Genomic DNA, 16214 nt, shown 5'->3' on the forward strand with positions numbered 1-16214 from the left:
GTGCGTCATGCCGAATGCGACTTAGACTCACGTTCATGACCGATACGCGTACGCCCGGAGTGCCCGCGATCGAAAACGGGGTGCTCATCTCCACGAGTCCCGCGACCGGTGACGAGGCGGGACGCGTACCCGTGTCTGATGAGAAAGCCGTGGTCGCGGCCGTGGATCGCGGCAGGGAGGCCGGCGTCTGGTGGGCCGCGCTGGGTTTTGACGGGCGTCGCACCCGGTTGTTGCAGTGGCGGGCGGTGATGGCCGAGCGGATCGAGGAGCTCGGCGAGCTGACCCATGTCGAGACCGGGAAGCCGGTGGCCGACGCCGTTGTCGAGGCGCTGGCGGCGATCGAGCACATCGACTGGGCCGCCCGGAACGCGAAGCGCGTGCTCGGCCCGCGCAAGGTCCGGTCCCGGCTGGTGGTCGCGGAGCATTCCGCTCACCTGGAGTATCAGCCGTACGGTGTGGTCGGGATCATCGGGCCGTGGAATTATCCGATCCTGACGCCGCTGGGTCCCGCCTCGGGCGCCCTGGCCGCGGGAAACGCCGTGGTCCTGAAGCCGAGCGAGTACACGCCGGTGGTCGGGCAGTGGCTGGCTGACACGTTCGCCGAGGTCGTCCCGGAGCACCCGGTCCTCCAGGTCGTGCACGGGCTGGGCGACGTCGGGGCAGCGCTCTGCCGCTCGGGGATCGGCAAGCTGGCCTTCACCGGGTCGACCGCGACGGCGAAGAAGGTCATGGCGGCCTGCGCCGAAAACCTCGTCCCGGTGATCATCGAGGCCGGCGGCAAGGACGCGATGATCGTGGATGCCGACGCGGACGTGCAGGCCGCAGCCGAGGCCGCCGTCTGGGGCGCGATGACCAACGCCGGGCAGACCTGCATCGGCATCGAGCGGGTGTACGCCGTGGCGCCGGTCTACGACGAGTTCGTGGCCGCCGTGGTCGCCAAGGCGAGCAAGCTGAAGTTGGGCGAGGACATCGGCCCGATGACCATGCCCGGGCAGCTCGACGTGGTCCGGCGGCACATCGACGACGCCCTGGCCAGTGGGGGCCGGGCCGTGCTCGGCGGCGCGGACGCGGTGCAGGCGCCGAGCGTCGCGCCGACCGTGCTGGTCGACGTGCCCGAGGGGTCGGCGGCGATCCAGGAGGAGACGTTCGGGCCCACGCTGACCATCTCCAAGGTTGTCGACGCGGACGAGGCGCTCGCGAAGGCCAACGCGCTGCCGTACGGCCTGGGCGGAGCCGTCTTCGGGAAGAAGAACGCCGTCCGGATCGCGCGGCGGATGCGCTCCGGCATGGTCTCGGTGAACTCCGCGATGGCCTTCGTCGGCATGGCCACCCTGCCGTTCGGCGGCGTGGGCGACTCCGGGTTCGGCCGCATCCACGGCGAGGACGGGCTGCGCGAGTTCGGCGTCGCCAAGTCGATCACTGTGCGTCGCGGGCCCTCGCTGCTGCCGGCGATGACGTTCGAACGCACTCCCGCGCAGGTCCAGCGGATCGTCAAAACGCTCAAGCTGCTGTACGCCCGTCGCCCCTGACAGCGCACCTGTTAGCGTCGCACGGTGCAACGTTCCGCGATCTCTGTACGCGGCCTGTCGGTGAGCTACGGCTCCACCCCGGTCCTGGTGGACGTCGACCTGACCGTTGCCGAGGGTGCGGGCGTCTGCATCACCGGCGAGAACGGCATCGGCAAGTCCACGCTCCTGCGCTGCATCTCGAGCCTGCAGAGCCCGGACGCCGGCGAGATCGAGGTGTTCGGCGGCCCGCCCGGCTCCACTCCGGAGTTCTGGCGGGCGGTCGCGACCACGGTCGAGCCCCCCACGTGGTACCCGGGCCTGACCGCCCGCGAGCACGCCGAGCTGGTCTGCCGCGCGCACGGCGTCGACGCCGAGGAGTCCGGCGTCGACGAGGCCCTCGAACGCTTCGGCCTCGCCTCGCACGCCGACGCGATCCCGCCGTCGCTGTCATCGGGCCAGAAACAGCGCCTCACGCTCGCCCTGATCCTGCTGCGCCCGAGCAAGCTGCTCATCCTCGACGAACCCGAGCAGCGCCTCGACCCCGACGGCCGGGCCACGGTCGCCGCGATGATCGCCGAATACCTCGCCGGCGGCGGCAGCGTCCTCATGGCCAGCCACGACGACGTCTTCAGCTCGGCCGCGGGTATGTCGCCGATCAGCATGACCGACCTCCACCCCGTCCAGGCATGATCGCCTGCACCGAGCGTCGCCTGCCGGCGGCAGGCGATGGCCCGCAGCGGCGAGGGCCAGAAGAGCATGCAAAAGGTGGCGCAGCATGATCGCCTGCACCGAGCCACGCCTGGCGTTGGTGGGCGACGGCCCGCAGCGGCGAGGGCCAGAAGAGCATGCAAAAGGTGGCGCAGCATGATCGCCTGCACCGAGCGTCGCCTGCCGGCGGCAGGCGACTCCCCGCAGCGGCGAGGCCAGAAGAGCATGCCGAAGGTGGCGCAGCATGACTGAGGCGGCAGTCAGCGTCACCGAGGTACGTGGCTGGGTGCGCAAGCGGCAGGCGGCGCACAAGGAGCGGGGCGAGACGCTCGGCAACTTCTACTTCGCGCTGCTCTTCATCGCGATCGTCGGCGGCATGCTGCACCGGCAGCTGGCTGTCGTCTTCTGGCCGTCGGTGCCGAACGCCTCCCAGCTCGCCGGGGTGTCGATCATCGTCGCGCTGATCGGCGGCCTCTACATCGCGCTGCGCCGGCTCGGTCCGCTGGCGCTGAGCCGCCCGGCCTCGTCGTGGCTGCTCATGGCCCCGGTCAGCCGCCGCGTCCTGCTGCTGCCCTCACTCGGCGCGGCGATGGCGATCGCCGCGATGACCGGCGCGCTCGGTGCCCTGGCGATCATGGGTCACGTCCTCGCGCGCCCGCTGGCCGAGCAGGTGGTGGCGTTGCCGCTGCTGGGGGCGCTGGCCGCGAACGTACTGCTCCTGATCGCGCTCGCCGCGCAGGCGGACCGCTGGTGGTCGGGCCTGTCGGACACCATCGCGTACCTGCTGCTCGCGGCCGGTCTGGCCGGGCTGGTCGTCGACTCGGCCGTGCACGCGCCGCGCGCGCCCGCCGGGTGGCCCCCGGCCGGGTCGGTGCTCCCGGTGGTGGGTGCCCTCGCGCTGATCGTGCTCATTTTCTTCGCCCTTGCCGTACGCACCCTGGGCCGCACTCCCAACGATCGCATCCTGGAAGCAGCCAAAACCGCGGGTACGCTCGCCGACTCGGCATTCGGGGTCGAGCCGTCCTTCGTCACGGACATGCTCGAACGGCGTTACTGGGCGCGGCGGAAGCTTCGGTCGATGCGGTTGTGGCGGCGGGTGCCCGTACTCACCGCTCAAGATCTGTTGCTCCTGCGCCGGCGGCCGCGCCGGTTGCTCTGGCTGGCCGGTGGCGCCGCGCTGCCGTCGCTGTTCGTGTCCGCGCCCGGGTGGGTGCTGGCGATCGCGGTGGTGCTCGGCGGCCTGTTCGCCGGCGGCGTGACCACGAGCAACGTACGCACCGACACCGGCAACCCGTGGATGCTGCGGATGCTCGGCATCAGCTCCCGTGACTCGGTGCTGCAGCGCTGCTACGTCCCGGTCGCGCTGGCCACCATCTGGTACACCGCCGCGCTGTCACTGCTTCAGATCCTCGGCGAGCTCCCCGCCGGACCGTGGTGGGCGCTGGGGATCGTGCTGGGACCGGTCGGCGGGGTCGCGGCGGTGCGCAAGGCCCGCACAGGCTTCGTCAACAACTCCATCCTGCCGTTCGACACCCCGATGGGCTCGTTCTCGCCCGGCCCGCTGATCGCCTCGCTGGCCGGGGTCGACGTGCTGCTCCTCGGCGTACCGACGATCGTGCTGATCGCCCTGGGCAACCCGCTGGACCTGACCGGAGTGATCATCCAGGCGACGCTCTCGGTACTCGCCGTCCGCGCCTACCTGGCCGGAACCACCGCGAAGGACCGCGTCGAGCTCAGCACGCACTGACCGCCGTTATTTGTGCTCCATGCTCGGGTTGACCACCTCGCGGATGATCAGCTGGACGGCGGCCACCATCGGGATGGCGACCAGCGCCCCGATGACACCGAAGAGCCCCACACCCAGCAGCGCCGCGGTCACCGCCGCCACGTCGCTGACCTTCACCGAGCGCCGCATCACGTTCGGGTAGATCAGGTAGTTCTCGATCTGCTGGTAAACAATGAAGAACACGATGCAGATGATCCCGGTGGTCAGCGAGTCAGCCAGCCCGATCAGACTGACGATCACCGCCCCCAGCGTCGCCCCGATCTGCGGGATCAGATCACAGATCGCAATCACCACAGCCAGCGCAAACGGGTACGCCAGCCCGACCACCATCGCGAACACCCACGTCGAAATACCCGCCAGCACGGCAATCGACAACGCCCCGACCATGTACGCGCCGACCTTCGTCAGAATCTCGTCGGTCAGCAACCGCACCCGATCCCGCCGCGACGCGGGCACCAGGGCATACCCGGCATTCTTGATCCGCTCGAAAGCCGCCATAAAATAGATCGTCAGCACGATCACGGTCAGCACATTGAAAATCGTCCCGAACACCAGCTTGGCCCCGCCGACCACCCCGCCGAGCGCATTGGTGACGGTCCCGGCGTTGACCGCGCTCTGCACTTTCTCCAGAATGTCGTACCGCTGGACCAGCTCACTCACGGTCTCATTGCGCTGCAGACTCGCAATGAAGTCCGGAACGTTCTCCACCAGCTGCCCGGTCTGCGTGACCAGCGGCGGAATCAGCGCCACCACGCCACCGCACAGCAACAACACCACCGCGAGAGCCATCACGGTAACGGCCAGCCCGCGCGGCAATCCCCATTTCCGTAACCGCATGACCGCCGGATTCAACCCGATCGCCAGGAACAACGCGATAAAGATCAGGACAAGGATCGACGCGGCATTCCGGAGCCCGAGAAATATGCCGTACGCGACGATCACGCCCAACCCGCCGGTCAGGCCGATCAGGAACGGGTTCCGCCGGTTGAGCGGCGGCCCGGGCGCCCCGAACTGCCCACTGGCCTCGGCCCGCGCCACAGCGTCCACCCGCTTCGTCCGCTTCTCCGCCTGCCTCGGCACCCGCTCACGCCCCGGCTCGCTCTGCTCGGGTGTGATCGGGGTGGGACCTGCCGGGATCGGCGACGGCACAGGGTCGTCGGCCGGCACCTCGGCGGGGCGGGGCTCGTCGGCCGTCACGGTCTACCTCCACGGGAGAAAAGGGGAGGTCACCCATGGCGGCGACCGACACCCCGGCGGCAATGTATCGAGCCCACGCACCCCCTCGCCACCCGGCAGGACGTCCCGCGGTGCCGACGCTGAACGGACGGGCCACCGCGCGGGCGGAGCTTCGCCGAACCGGAGCGGGTGGGGGGAATCCGTGCGGGAACGGCGGCGGCCCGGGGCGTGGTGCCCTGGGCCGCTGCGGTGATGCTGTGGAGCGAGAAGATCAGTCGGCGTCGACGCCCACCCGGGTGGGGCCCGGGCGTGCGGTCACCTTGGCGGATGCGGTGACCTTGGCGGGGTTGGCGTCGGGCTTGTCCGGCTGCGCCGGGGCGGACTGCGGTGCTACCGGAGCGGTCCCGGTGGCGGTGGCAGGGGTCCCGGTGGTGGCGGGGGTGCTGTCCGCGCCGCTGGCGACCTTGGTCGCCACGGGAGCGATGGTGGCGGCCGGGGGTGCTTCGTCCTCGTCGTCATCGTCGTCGTCCGGGGAGGCGGCTGCGGCGAGGACGGCGGCGGCGGCGAGCTCGGCGACTCGTTTGGCTTCTTTTTGGACCTGGCGGCGGACTTCGGTGGCTCGGCGTTCGGCGGCTTCGCCGGCGGCCTTGGCGGTTTCGACGTGTTTGAGGGCGGCTTCGAGTTCGAGTTTGACCTCGGCCAGGCGCTTTACGGAGCGCTCGGCTTCCTGTTCGGCTTGAGCGGAGCGTTCGGTGGCCGCGGAGGCCTTCTTCTCGGCTTCGGTGACCTTGGCCTGGGCGGCTTCGAGGTCTCGGGCGAGGCCGGCGATCTTGTCCTGTTGGGCGGCGATGTCCTTGCGGATGGCGGTGGCCTGCTCGTCGGAGCGGCGGAGGACTTCTTCGGCGTATTTGTCGGCTTCGCTGCGGAGGTCGGCGCACTGTTTTTCGACGCCGGTTCGCATCTGGCCGAGCTCTTGGACGACCTCTTGGCGGCGCTGGCCTACTTCGCGTTCGACTGCGGCCTTGGCGTCGGTCTTCTCGCGGTCGGCGTCGGCGCGCAGCTTGGCGATTTCCTGCTGGGTCTTGTCGCGCAGGCCCTTGATCTCCTGGTCCGCCTGGAGCCGGGTGGACTTGGCGTAGCCGTCCGCTTCGGCGCGGGTCTTCTGAACCTCCTGGGCCGTGCGCTCCGTGAGCTGCTGGGCCTCGGTGCGGGTGCGGGTCAGGGTGGCCTCGGCTTCGGCGCGCATCTGCTCGGCGGACTGGCGGGTCGCGGCGAGGGCCTTGTCGGCGGCGGCGCGGCGGGCGACATCGGCTTTTTCCTCGTCGGCGCGGCGGGCGGCGAGGGTGATTTCGAAGTCGCGGCCGGCGTCGTGGGCGTGGGCCTCGGACTCGGCACGGATGCGCTCGGCTTCGGCCAGACGGGCCTTGATGTCGCCGCTTGCGTCGCTCTTGATCTGCGCCGCGACCTCTTCGGCCTTGGCGAGCAGTTCCTCGACCTTGGGGCCGAGGTGCCGGAAGGAGACGTCGGCGCCGAGGCTCGGCTGCCGGCGGGCCTGGGAGAGCTCCTGCTGCAGCCGGTCGATCTGGCCCATCATGGCCTGGTTCTGCAGCTGGGCGTTGTCCCGCTCGCCGATCAGTGTGGCGATCTCGGTCTCGGCCCGGGCAACGTACCGCTCGACCTGTTTCTTCTCGTAACCCCGCAGGGCGGTCTCGAAGCTGGGCTCCGGTGGCGTCTCTCCACCGAGACCGAAGATTTCCCCGCCGTGCGACATGCTTTCCATCCTCACATACGCATCGTCCCGCGACGTGTCGATACACACCGGCCTGGCGGGGACTGTGCGTCTAGTTGCTTATCGTCGTGTGCTCAGGCTACGTGCGAAACGCAATGCGGGCCGTGCCGGATGTTCTCCGGAACGGCCCGCACACAACGTTTTGCACAGCCGCCCGGTCCTCTAACCGTTACCCACCCGCCGGGGTGGCGCAACCGGAGACTGAGTGGCGAATGACTCAGCTGCCCTTGGCCGCGACCTCGGGTGCCTCGACGTCCGCGTCGTCCTCACCGGTGCGCTGCGCCGGTGCCTCGGCGGCCGGGGCCGCAGGGGTGGGCTGAGCTGCGGCGGGCTGGGCGGCGGCGGGTGCGGCTGCGGCGACTGCCTGGGCTGCCGCGGCGGCGCCGACGGTGGGCACCAGGCCGGAAAGACCGGAGAGCATCTGGCCGAGCTGGTTGGTGACCTGGTCCTTCTGACGGGTGAGGTCCTCGACCTGACGCTTGGCGGCCTGGGTCGTGATCTCGGCCTCCTGACGCGCGTCGCCGAGCAGTCGCTGCGACTCGCTGCGGGCCTCGGTGACGGTCTTCTCGGCGAGGGCGCGGGCCTTCTCGACCGTCTCGACGGAGTGCCGCTCGGACTCGAGGCGGCGGTTCTCGGCGCGCTGCTCGATCTCCTTGGCGCGGTCCTCGGCGGCGCGGGCGCGCTCCTCGGCCTCGGACACCATCTTCTGGGTCGCGTTGACCTGGGAGGCGTGCCGCTCGGATTCCTCGCGCTCGGCCTTCTCGCGACGCTCGGCGATCTCCATGGCCAGGGCCTGAAGGTCCTTGTCGCGCTTGTCGCGGGAGTCGGTGAGCAGCTTGGTCGCCTCGGCGCGCTTCTCCTCGGCCTCACGGGCGGCCTTGGCGCGCAGCTGGGTGATCTCCCGCTCGGCGGTTGCCCGCAGCGACGCCACCTCGCGTTCGACGGTCGACTTCAGCTCGGCGACCTCGTGCGCGGTGACCGTGCGCAGCTGCTTGGTCTCGCGGTCGGCGTCGGAGCGCAGCGTGTCGGCCTCACGACGTGCCTGCACCCTGTTCTCGGCGGCCTCGCGCTCGGCGTGCGTGCGCAGCTGCCCCGCGTCGCGCTCGGCGGTCGCCTTCATCGCGGCGGCCTCGGCACGGGCCTTGTCCGTGATCTCACGCGCTTCGAGCCGAGCTGCGGAGAGGATGCCCTCGGACTCCCGCTTGGCCTCGCTACGGTGGTCGTTCGCCTGTTCCTCGGCCAAGCGCAGGATCTGCTCCACCCGGGTGCCCAGCCCGGACAGCGTCGGCCGATTGTTCTCCTCGAGGAGCTTGTTGCTGTCGGCCAGCTTCTGCTCGAGGGCGTTCAGGCGCTGCTCGGCCTGTCGCAGGCGGCGCTGCGCGTCGTTCATCCGCTGCTCGGCCTCGCCGCGGGCCTGCTCGGACTGGTTCAGCGCGGCTACCAGCCGGCCTAGGTGCGCGTCGACCTGACCGCGGTCATATCCACGCAGGACAACGGTGAAGTCGTGCTGCGAATTCGCGGTTTCGAAGAAGGCGAGATTGGCATCCTGCTGCTGGGGCATTGCGACATACTGGCAGACCCCCCAGGGGGCAACGCAAGAGCGTACGGGCCGGGTATTCCGGCCTAAGATCACCTTCGTCCTGGTCGCCGAGGGCCGATGTCGGCCGTTCGGCCAGCGCTCACGAAGGGCGTCCGCACGCTGTGCCTGCACCGCTACCTGCTGTGCAGGCCAGGCGCCGGAGATCGTCTCACAGGGTTGCCCCGGGCCGCTCCTCGATGGTCCCGATCCTGCCAGTCCGGAGCGGCGACGTCAGGATGTTTCACCCTTAAGGGGGATGAATCAGGCCGGTTCGACCAGTTCGACGAGTACGCCGCCTGCGTCCTTGGGGTGCACGAAGTTGATGCGTGACCCCGCTGTGCCCCGCCGAGGGCTTTCATACAGAAGGCGCAAACCCCGGGCCCGCAGCGCGTCGCTCGCGGCTTCAACATCCTTCACTGTGTACGCCAATTGCTGGAGCCCCGGCCCGTTGCGATCGAGGAACTTCGCGATCGCCGAGTCGGGTCGTAGTGGCGCGAGTAACTGGATCCGCGCCCCGGTGCCGTCCGGGTCGGTGGCGATCATGGCTTCGCGGACGCCCTGCTCCTCGTTGCGTTCCTCGTGCACGCAGTGCATGCCGAACGTCTCGGAGTAGAAGGCCAGCGCTTCGTCCAGGTCGGCCACGGCGATCCCGACGTGATCGACGCGTAGTAGTCCGACCTCGGGCAGTTGCATCGGTTTTCCGCCGCGGGAAAGCTCGGGCAAGGAGTCCATGTCGGAGAGTGTGACATTGTGACTGTGCCGTCCGCTGCGTGACTTATCAGACATCCAGCTACGCTGACCTTAACCTTCGTTCAGCCCGATGGGCGTGACCCGACGGAAGTGACCCGTCGGAAGAAGAGAAGAAGACTGGAGCCCCTCGTGACCAGCTCGGTGATTGTCAGCGGCGCCCGTACCCCCATGGGTCGTCTTCTCGGCAACCTCAAGAACGTCTCGGCCACGGCGCTGGGCGGCCACGCCATCGCCGCGGCTCTGCAGCGCGGCGGGGTCGCACCGGAGCAGGTGCAGTACGTGATCATGGGGCAGGTGCTGCAGGCGGGCACCGGCCAGATCACCGCCCGGCAGGCCGCGGTCGCCGCCGGGATCCCGATGAGCACGCCCGCGGTCACCGTCAACAAGGTGTGCCTCTCCGGGCTCGACGCGATCGCGCTGGCCGACCAGCTGATCCGGGCCGGCGAGTTCGACATCGTGGTGGCCGGTGGCATGGAGTCGATGACCAACGCGCCGCACCTGATGCTCGGTCAGCGCCAGGGCAAGAAGTACGGCGACATCCTCGTCCGGGACCACACCGCGTTCGACGGCCTGATGGATCCGTGGGCGGGCATCTCCATGGGCGAGTCGACCGAGACCAGCGGCAGGGACCTCGGCATCACCCGCACCGAGCAGGACGCGTTCGCGGCGCTCAGTCACCAGCGGGCGGCCGCCGCGCAGCGCGAGGGGCGGTTCGCGGACGAGATCGTGGCGGTCCCGGCCGGGCTGCGTAACAGTGACAAGGTGATCGACACCGACGAGGGCGTACGCCCCGACGCGACCACCGAGTCGCTCGGTGACCTGCGCCCGGCGTTCGCCAAGGACGGCACCATCACCGCGGGCAGCGCGTCACCGATCTCCGACGGCGCGGCCGCTGTCGTGGTGATGAGCCGCGCGAAGGCCGAGGAGCTGGGGCTGACCTGGCTCGCGGAGATCGGCGCGCACGGCAATGTCGCGGGCCCGGACAACTCGCTGCAGGCGCAGCCCGCCAACGCGATCCGGCACGCGCTCGGCAAGGCCGGCCTCGGCGTCGACGACCTCGACCTGATCGAGATGAACGAGGCGTTCGCGCAGGTGGTCATCCACTCGATGCGCGAGCTCAAGGTGAACGAGGACATCGTCAACGTCAACGGCGGGGCGATCGCGCTGGGCCACCCGATCGGGATGTCCGGCGCCCGCCTGGTGCTCACGCTGGCGATGGAGCTCAAGCGCCGCGGCGGCGGCACGGGCGCGGCTGCCCTGTGCGGCGGCGGCGGCCAGGGCGATGCCCTGATCATCAAGGTGCCGGGCGAGGGCCAGTGATCATCAAGGTGCCGGCCACCGAGGTTCGGGTCACCGAGGCGCAGGGCAGCGACGAGTGAAGATGGTCGGCGACGTCCTGACGCTGGTCGCCCGCGCGCGAGAGGGTGACCCGCGTTCGGTCGCACGGCTGATCAGCATGGTGGAGAACGGCGACCCCCGGCTGCGGGAGGTCGCCGCGGCCCTGGCGCCGTTCGCGGGCCGGGCCCAGGTCGTCGGGCTGACCGGTTCGCCCGGGGTGGGCAAGTCCACCACCACGAACGAGCTGGTCCGCGCGTTGCGCCGGGCCGGGCGCCGGGTCGGGGTGCTGGCCGTCGACCCGTCGAGCCCGTTCACCGGCGGCGCCATCCTCGGCGACCGGATCCGCATGCAGGAGCACACGACCGACCCGGGCGTCTACATCCGCTCGATGTCGACCCGGGGCCGGCTCGGCGGGCTCAGCGTGGCGACCCCGCAGGCGGTCCGGGTGCTGGAGGGTGCCGGCTGCGACGTGGTGCTGGTCGAGACGGTCGGCGTGGGGCAGGCCGAGGTGGAGATCGCCTCGCTCGCCGACACGACCCTGGTGCTGCTCGCGCCGGGGATGGGTGACGCCATCCAGGCGGTCAAGGCCGGCATCCTGGAGATCGCCGACGTCTTCGTGATCAACAAGGCGGACCGGCCCGGCGCGGACGCCACCTACCGCGACATCCAGGGCATGCTGAGCCTCGGCGAGCGGGAGCCAGGAGACTGGCGCCCGCAGGTCGTGCGGGCGACGGCGGTCAAGGGCGAGGGTATCGACGAGGTGGTGGCGGCGATCGCCAAGCACCGCGAGTGGCTCGAGGGCTCCGGCCGGCTGCAGGCCGCGCACGAGAAGCGGGCCGCTGTCGAGGTCGAGGCGATCGCGCTGGCCGCGCTCCGGGCACGGATGGGCGACCTGGGCGACGGCACCGCGCTGGGCAAGCTCGCTTCGCAGGTCGCCGAGGGCGCGACCGATCCCTACGCGGCGGCCGACGTGCTGCTAGCCGAACTCGGCGAGCGTCTCTGAGATCATCTCGAGGCTCCACGTCAGCCGCCCGGCGCCCAGGTCGTCGACCACCGACGTCAGCCAGGTGATCTCGGCCCGCAGCATCGCCACCCGGTATTCGTCCTCGATCAGGAAGATGCGGGGCATTCCCGGCGGCGCCTGCGCCTCGATCTCTGCCAGTCGTGCCTGTTGCGCCGCTGTCCGGCGTACCAACAAATCCCGCATTTGATCGGGGTCGAGACTGACGGCGAAGGCGAGCGCCGCCGGGAACTCGGGGAACTCCCGGGCCGGCGTGGGGAGCGCCGCGGTCAGCCAGAGACGCAGCGCCTCGCTGCCCGCTGAAGTGATCTCGTAGACGGTCCGTTCGGGCCGTCCGGCCTCGCGTGCCGTGCCGCCGGGCCGGGCCAGACCGTCGCGCACCAGCCGGTCCAATGCCTGGTAGACGCTGTTGCGCTGGGCCACGTTGACCAATTGGTCCTGCCCGCGCTCCTTGATCATCTGCTGCATCCGGTAGGGGTGCATCGGCGCCTCGGACAGCAGCGCCAGCAGCACCATCGCCAGCGGGGCGCGACGCGATGGGGCGGAGGTCATGGTCGACAGCCTAAGGGGCTTGCCGGCTCTTAGTCATAAGATGCATAGTCATTACATGACTAAGACCGCGATCGTGGCGGGCGGCGGGATCGCCGGGACCGTCGCCGCCCTTGCCCTGCACCGCGCCGGGTTCACCCCGCACATCTACGAGGCCGGCGACGGCGACGAGACCGGCGCGTTCGTGACCGTCGCCGCCAACGGGCTCAACGCGCTGCGCGACCTCGACCTCGACCCGGCGCAGCTGCTGGCCGCGGGTTTCGCCACGCCCCGGATGCAGCTGCGGGGCGGGAAGGGCCAGTTCCTGGCGGAACTTCCGCTGGGGGACACGACGACGACCATCCGCCGGGCCGATCTCTATCAAGGCCTTCGTGATCTGGTACGCGCTGCCGACATCCCGATCACCTACGGCAAACGCCTGGTCAGCGCCGTTCCGGACGGCGCCGGGGTGCGGGTCGGATTCGAAGACGGCTTGGAGGTACGCGGGGAGCTGCTCATCGGTGCCGACGGGCTGAACTCGCGTACCAGAAAAGCCCTGGACCCGGCCGCACCCGCCCCGCGCTACCTGGGGCTCCTCAATGCCGGCGGATTCACGGACGGCCCGGTCAAGGACGCGCCTGAGTTCTCCCGCGGCGGAAAACCCATGCAACTGCCCGAAGCCGGCGTGATGCAGATGGCGTTCGGTCGGCAGGCGTTCTTCGGCTGGGCGACCGCCCCGGACGGCTCGGTGTGGTGGTTCGCCAACCCGGCCCGCCGCGAGCCGGTCGAGCGTGGGGAGTTCACCGCGACGAGCTGGCGCGCCTATCTGCTGGACGTGTTCGCCGACGACCCGTTCCCCGCCCGCGAGCTGATCGGCGCCACCAGCACCGCGCTCGGCCCGTGGAACACCTGGGACGTGCCACGGCTGCCGGTGTGGCACGACGACCGGATCGTGCTCGTCGGCGACGCGGCCCACGCGGTGTCCCCGTCGTCCGGGCAGGGCGCGTCGATGGCGATCGAGGACGCGGTGGTTCTCGGCCGGTGCCTGGGCGCTGAACAGATCCCGGCCGCGCTCTCGGCGTACGAAAGAATCCGCAGGCCAAGGGTCGAGAGAGTGGTCGCCTACGGCAAGCGCAGCGGTAGTACCAAGACCGCGGGTCCGATCGGCGCGAAGGTCCGGGACGCCCTCACCCCGCTGATCATGCGGATGCTCTACCGCAGGGGCAATCCGCAGGCCTGGATCCTGGATCACAGGGTGTAAATCTTCAATCCGAGTACCCGGCGGCCGAATGGACGAGGCGGAAATCGGCGGGAGGGGATCGGGTGTTCAGGGATCGGCTGTGGCGTCGTGACCCGTTGCTGGTCGCGCTCGTCGTCCTGATCCTGGTCTCGTTCTCCGGGTTCGCGCTGCGCCGGGCGCCCGCCGGCCCGCAGGTGGCGGTGTTCTGGCTGCTCATGCTCGCGGTGCAGGGATGTTTCGCGGTCTGCTCCTGGCGGGTCGCAGCTTCGATGCCCGGCACCTCCGCGCGTGCCCTCGCCGGGCGGCGCATGTGGCGGTACTTCGGTGCGGCGGGTGCGGTGCTCGTGCTGGGCAACGTGGTGCAGCTCGGCGTCACCGCCCGCGACGCCACTTCCTACGACGCGGTGGCCGGCACGGGCCTGCAGCTCGTCTCGATCGCGGTCGGGATCGCGCTGATGGTCGGCGGCCTGCTCAGGTACCCGCTCGGTGGCATGGGCCGGGCCCAGCGGCTGCGGCTGCGCATCGACGTCGGCACCGTGATGGCCGCCGCCACGACGTTCGGGCTGTGGGTCTTCCAGCCCCCGGCCGGGGAGCACGATCTGGCCTGGGCGCTGCAGACGGGCATCGCCGTGCTGGTCCAGCCGGGGCTGTTCCTGGTGGCGATCTTCGCCGTGGTCAAGATCGTGCTGGGCGGCCGCTCGCCGTTCACCCCCGCGGCCGGGGTTCTCTACGGCGCGGCCGCGGTCCTGCAGGCCGGGTTGCAGGCCGTGCCGGTGACGCTCTACCTCGATCAGGGATTCCGGCCGTGGCTGTTCGCGGCGAACGTGGCCGGGAGCGGGCTGATCGCGATCGGCGCGCGGGTGCAGGAGCGCCAGGTGCGGGCCGGGTCGGGGCGCCACGGCCGGGCGGAGGCGGAGCGGCCGTACAGCCCGCTGCCGTACGCCGCGATGGCCTCGGTCTGGCTCCTGGCCTTCGGGATGCTCGCGTTCCACGGCCTGGCCTGGCGGTCCTGGGTGGTGCTGGCCGGGGCGGCGGTGACAACCGTGCTGGTGACCGCGCGTCAGGTGGCCGCCTTCCGGCACATCTCCGAGCTGCTGCGCGAGCGGGACGCGCTGACCTCCCGGCTGACCGACCTCGCCTATCACGACGGGCTGACCAGGCTCGCGAACCGGGGGCAGTTCATGAGCCGGCTGCACGAGGCGATCGCCGCGGGGTCGGTGACCGTCTTCCTGATCGACCTGGACGACTTCAAGCCCGTCAACGACGCCTACGGGCACGCGAGCGGCGACCAGTTGCTGATCGAGGTGGCGAATCGGTTGCGGGCGTGCGTACGCGCCGGTGACCTCGTCGCACGGCTCGGCGGTGACGAGTTCGCCGTGCTCGTGGAGGGGCTCCCCGAGGACCGCCGGGCCGGGGTGGCGAACGGGCTGGCCCTGGCGCTGCACGGCACGGTCCGCATCGGCGCCGCCGAGGTGTCACTGAGCGCAAGCGTCGGCATGGCCACCGGTAAGTACGGCACCTCCGACCCGGACAGCCTGTTACATGAGGCCGATATGGCGATGTACGCGGCGAAGGAATCCCGCCGCGAGCTCATATATTGATCTTTACCGCTGTTTCTCCCATGGTTGCTCAGCGATTTTGCCTGGTAACGTGGCCGCCCACCGGCCTGGAGGATCATGCGATGCGCTCGAGGATCTCTGTACTGGCCGCCGCGGGTCTGATCGCCCTCGGCGGGCTCACCGCCTGCACGAGCGGCGGGAGCGACACCACCACCTCGAGCGGCAGCAAGGTCAGCGGGCCCGGCAAGGTCGGCGTCATCCTGCCCGACACCGAGACCTCCCAGCGCTGGGGCACGGACGACCCGAAGCTGCTCAAGGCCGCGTTCGCCGCGGCCGACGTGCCGGTCGACATCCAGAACGCCGACGGCGACAAGGAGAAGTTCAAGCGCATCGCCGACGAGATGATCTCCGGCGGCGCCAAGGTGCTGATGATCGTCAACCTCGACTCCGCGAGCGGCAAGGCCGTGCTCGACGAGGCCAGGGCCGCCGGGGTCAAGACGATTGACTACGACCGGCTCACGCTCAACGGCGGCGCCGACTACTACGTCAGCTTCGACAACAAGGCCGTGGGCGAGCTGCAGGGCAAGGGCCTCGTGCAGTGCCTGACCGCGAAGGGCGTCAAGGTCCCCAAGATCGCCGAGCTCAACGGCTCGCCGGACGACAACAACGCCACCCTGTTCAAGGCCGGCTACGACTCGATCCTGCAGCCGCTCTACGACGACGCCGTCTATCTCAAGGGCCCGGACCAGGCCGTCGCCGACTGGGACAACGACGAGGCGACCGTGGTCTTCCGGGAGATGTGGAACCAGACCGGCAAGGGCATCAACGGGGTGCTGGCGGCCAACGACGGGCTCGCCAACTCGGTGATCCAGATCCTGCGCCAGAGCGGGAAGAACGGCGAGGTCCCGGTCACCGGCCAGGACGCCACGGTCCCCGGCCTGCAGAACGTGCTCGCAGGCGACCAGTGCATGACGGTCTACAAGCCGATCAAGAAGGAAGCCGACGCGGCCGCCGACCTGGCGATCAAGCTGTACAAGGGCGAACAGGCCACCGCGGCCGGCCGGGTCAAGGACACCGAATCCGGCGCGTACGTCCCCTCGGTGCTGTTGCAACCGCAGGCGATCTTCAAGAAGGACGTCGGCTCCGTGATCAGCGACCACTTCGTCGAGAAGAAGGCCGTCTGCGCGGGCCGCTTCGCCGCGTTCTGCGCTCCCAACGGCATCAAGTAGGCG

Annotated in this window: 13 protein-coding genes; 8 read left to right on the forward strand and 5 right to left on the reverse strand. The window is 70.1% G+C overall.

What is annotated here, in order from left to right; all coding sequences use genetic code 11:
• The first annotated feature begins 35 nt into the window (after positions 1 to 35).
• From Ahu01nite_RS29735 to Ahu01nite_RS29745, 3 genes are all read left to right on the forward strand, one after another.
• Positions 36 to 1529 (forward strand): aldehyde dehydrogenase family protein, encoded by a 1494-nt coding sequence (locus Ahu01nite_RS29735; RefSeq protein WP_203839966.1) that lies wholly within the window; start codon positions 36 to 38, stop codon positions 1527 to 1529.
• 24 nt (positions 1530 to 1553) lie between these two features.
• Positions 1554 to 2198, forward strand: coding sequence for an ABC transporter ATP-binding protein (locus tag Ahu01nite_RS29740; protein WP_203839967.1), 645 nt, complete (start codon positions 1554 to 1556; stop codon positions 2196 to 2198).
• A 262-nt stretch (positions 2199 to 2460) separates the two neighbouring features.
• Complete coding sequence (locus Ahu01nite_RS29745) at positions 2461 to 3963, forward strand: DUF6297 family protein (RefSeq protein WP_203839968.1); 1503 nt, start codon at positions 2461 to 2463, stop codon at positions 3961 to 3963.
• 6 nt (positions 3964 to 3969) lie between these two features.
• Here the strand turns inward: Ahu01nite_RS29745 and Ahu01nite_RS29750 are convergent, their stop codons facing one another.
• From Ahu01nite_RS29750 to mce, 4 genes are all read right to left on the reverse strand, one after another.
• Positions 3970 to 5199, reverse strand: a complete 1230-nt coding sequence (locus Ahu01nite_RS29750) for an AI-2E family transporter (RefSeq protein ID WP_438874840.1) — start codon at positions 5197 to 5199, stop codon at positions 3970 to 3972.
• 250 nt (positions 5200 to 5449) lie between these two features.
• On the reverse strand, positions 5450 to 6958 hold the full coding sequence (locus tag Ahu01nite_RS29755; protein WP_239159246.1) for a Laminin subunit beta-1: 1509 nt from the start codon (positions 6956 to 6958) through the stop codon (positions 5450 to 5452).
• Between the two features lie 226 nt (positions 6959 to 7184).
• A complete protein-coding gene (locus Ahu01nite_RS29760) occupies positions 7185 to 8528 on the reverse strand; it encodes a DivIVA domain-containing protein (RefSeq protein WP_203839969.1) in 1344 nt (447 codons plus the stop codon).
• A 279-nt stretch (positions 8529 to 8807) separates the two neighbouring features.
• Entirely contained in the window at positions 8808 to 9278 is a 471-nt protein-coding gene (mce, locus tag Ahu01nite_RS29765; protein ID WP_239159239.1) for a methylmalonyl-CoA epimerase, read from the reverse strand.
• A 147-nt stretch (positions 9279 to 9425) separates the two neighbouring features.
• Here mce and Ahu01nite_RS29770 point away from each other — a divergent pair, with 147 nt between their 5' ends.
• Both Ahu01nite_RS29770 and meaB read left to right on the forward strand, forming a co-directional pair.
• Positions 9426 to 10616 (forward strand): acetyl-CoA C-acetyltransferase, encoded by a 1191-nt coding sequence (locus Ahu01nite_RS29770; RefSeq protein ID WP_203839971.1) that lies wholly within the window; start codon positions 9426 to 9428, stop codon positions 10614 to 10616.
• Positions 10617 to 10677: 61 nt separating this feature from the next.
• Positions 10678 to 11637, forward strand: coding sequence for a methylmalonyl Co-A mutase-associated GTPase MeaB (meaB, locus tag Ahu01nite_RS29775; protein ID WP_203840009.1), 960 nt, complete (start codon positions 10678 to 10680; stop codon positions 11635 to 11637).
• Here meaB and Ahu01nite_RS29780 read toward each other — a convergent pair.
• The gene (locus tag Ahu01nite_RS29780) at positions 11611 to 12207 is read right to left on the reverse strand and encodes a PadR family transcriptional regulator (RefSeq protein ID WP_203839972.1); all 597 of its coding nucleotides are present in this window, start codon (positions 12205 to 12207) and stop codon (positions 11611 to 11613) included. The genes meaB and Ahu01nite_RS29780 overlap by 27 nt on opposite strands.
• A 55-nt stretch (positions 12208 to 12262) precedes the next feature.
• Here Ahu01nite_RS29780 and Ahu01nite_RS29785 point away from each other — a divergent pair, with 55 nt between their 5' ends.
• The 3 genes from Ahu01nite_RS29785 to Ahu01nite_RS29795 all read left to right on the forward strand — a co-directional run bounded on the left by Ahu01nite_RS29785 (position 12263) and on the right by Ahu01nite_RS29795 (position 16211).
• Positions 12263 to 13444, forward strand: coding sequence for an FAD-dependent oxidoreductase (locus Ahu01nite_RS29785; RefSeq protein ID WP_203839973.1), 1182 nt, complete (start codon positions 12263 to 12265; stop codon positions 13442 to 13444).
• Positions 13445 to 13506: 62 nt separating this feature from the next.
• On the forward strand, positions 13507 to 15024 hold the full coding sequence (locus Ahu01nite_RS29790; RefSeq protein WP_203839974.1) for a GGDEF domain-containing protein: 1518 nt from the start codon (positions 13507 to 13509) through the stop codon (positions 15022 to 15024).
• 80 nt (positions 15025 to 15104) lie between these two features.
• Entirely contained in the window at positions 15105 to 16211 is a 1107-nt protein-coding gene (locus tag Ahu01nite_RS29795; protein ID WP_203839975.1) for a sugar ABC transporter substrate-binding protein, read from the forward strand.
• The last annotated feature ends 3 nt before the right edge of the window (positions 16212 to 16214 follow it).

The organism is Winogradskya humida (genome assembly GCF_016862215.1).
GTDB lineage: Bacteria > Actinomycetota > Actinomycetes > Mycobacteriales > Micromonosporaceae > Actinoplanes > Actinoplanes humidus.

Bases quoted from the DNA above. Each gene is read 5' to 3' on its own strand.
- Ahu01nite_RS29745 (WP_203839968.1), top strand. From the start codon at position 2,461: ATGACTGAGGCGGCAGTCAGCGTCACCGAGGTACGTGGCTGGGTGCGC.
- Ahu01nite_RS29785 (WP_203839973.1), top strand. From the start codon at position 12,263: ATGACTAAGACCGCGATCGTGGCGGGCGGCGGGATCGCCGGGACCGTC.
- Ahu01nite_RS29735 (WP_203839966.1), top strand. From the start codon at position 36: ATGACCGATACGCGTACGCCCGGAGTGCCCGCGATCGAAAACGGGGTG.
- Ahu01nite_RS29795 (WP_203839975.1), top strand. From the start codon at position 15,105: ATGCGCTCGAGGATCTCTGTACTGGCCGCCGCGGGTCTGATCGCCCTC.
- Ahu01nite_RS29780 (WP_203839972.1), bottom strand. From the start codon at position 12,207: ATGACCTCCGCCCCATCGCGTCGCGCCCCGCTGGCGATGGTGCTGCTG.
- Ahu01nite_RS29760 (WP_203839969.1), bottom strand. From the start codon at position 8,528: ATGCCCCAGCAGCAGGATGCCAATCTCGCCTTCTTCGAAACCGCGAAT.
- mce (WP_239159239.1), bottom strand. From the start codon at position 9,278: ATGGACTCCTTGCCCGAGCTTTCCCGCGGCGGAAAACCGATGCAACTG.
- meaB (WP_203840009.1), top strand. From the start codon at position 10,678: ATGGTCGGCGACGTCCTGACGCTGGTCGCCCGCGCGCGAGAGGGTGAC.
- Ahu01nite_RS29755 (WP_239159246.1), bottom strand. From the start codon at position 6,958: ATGGAAAGCATGTCGCACGGCGGGGAAATCTTCGGTCTCGGTGGAGAG.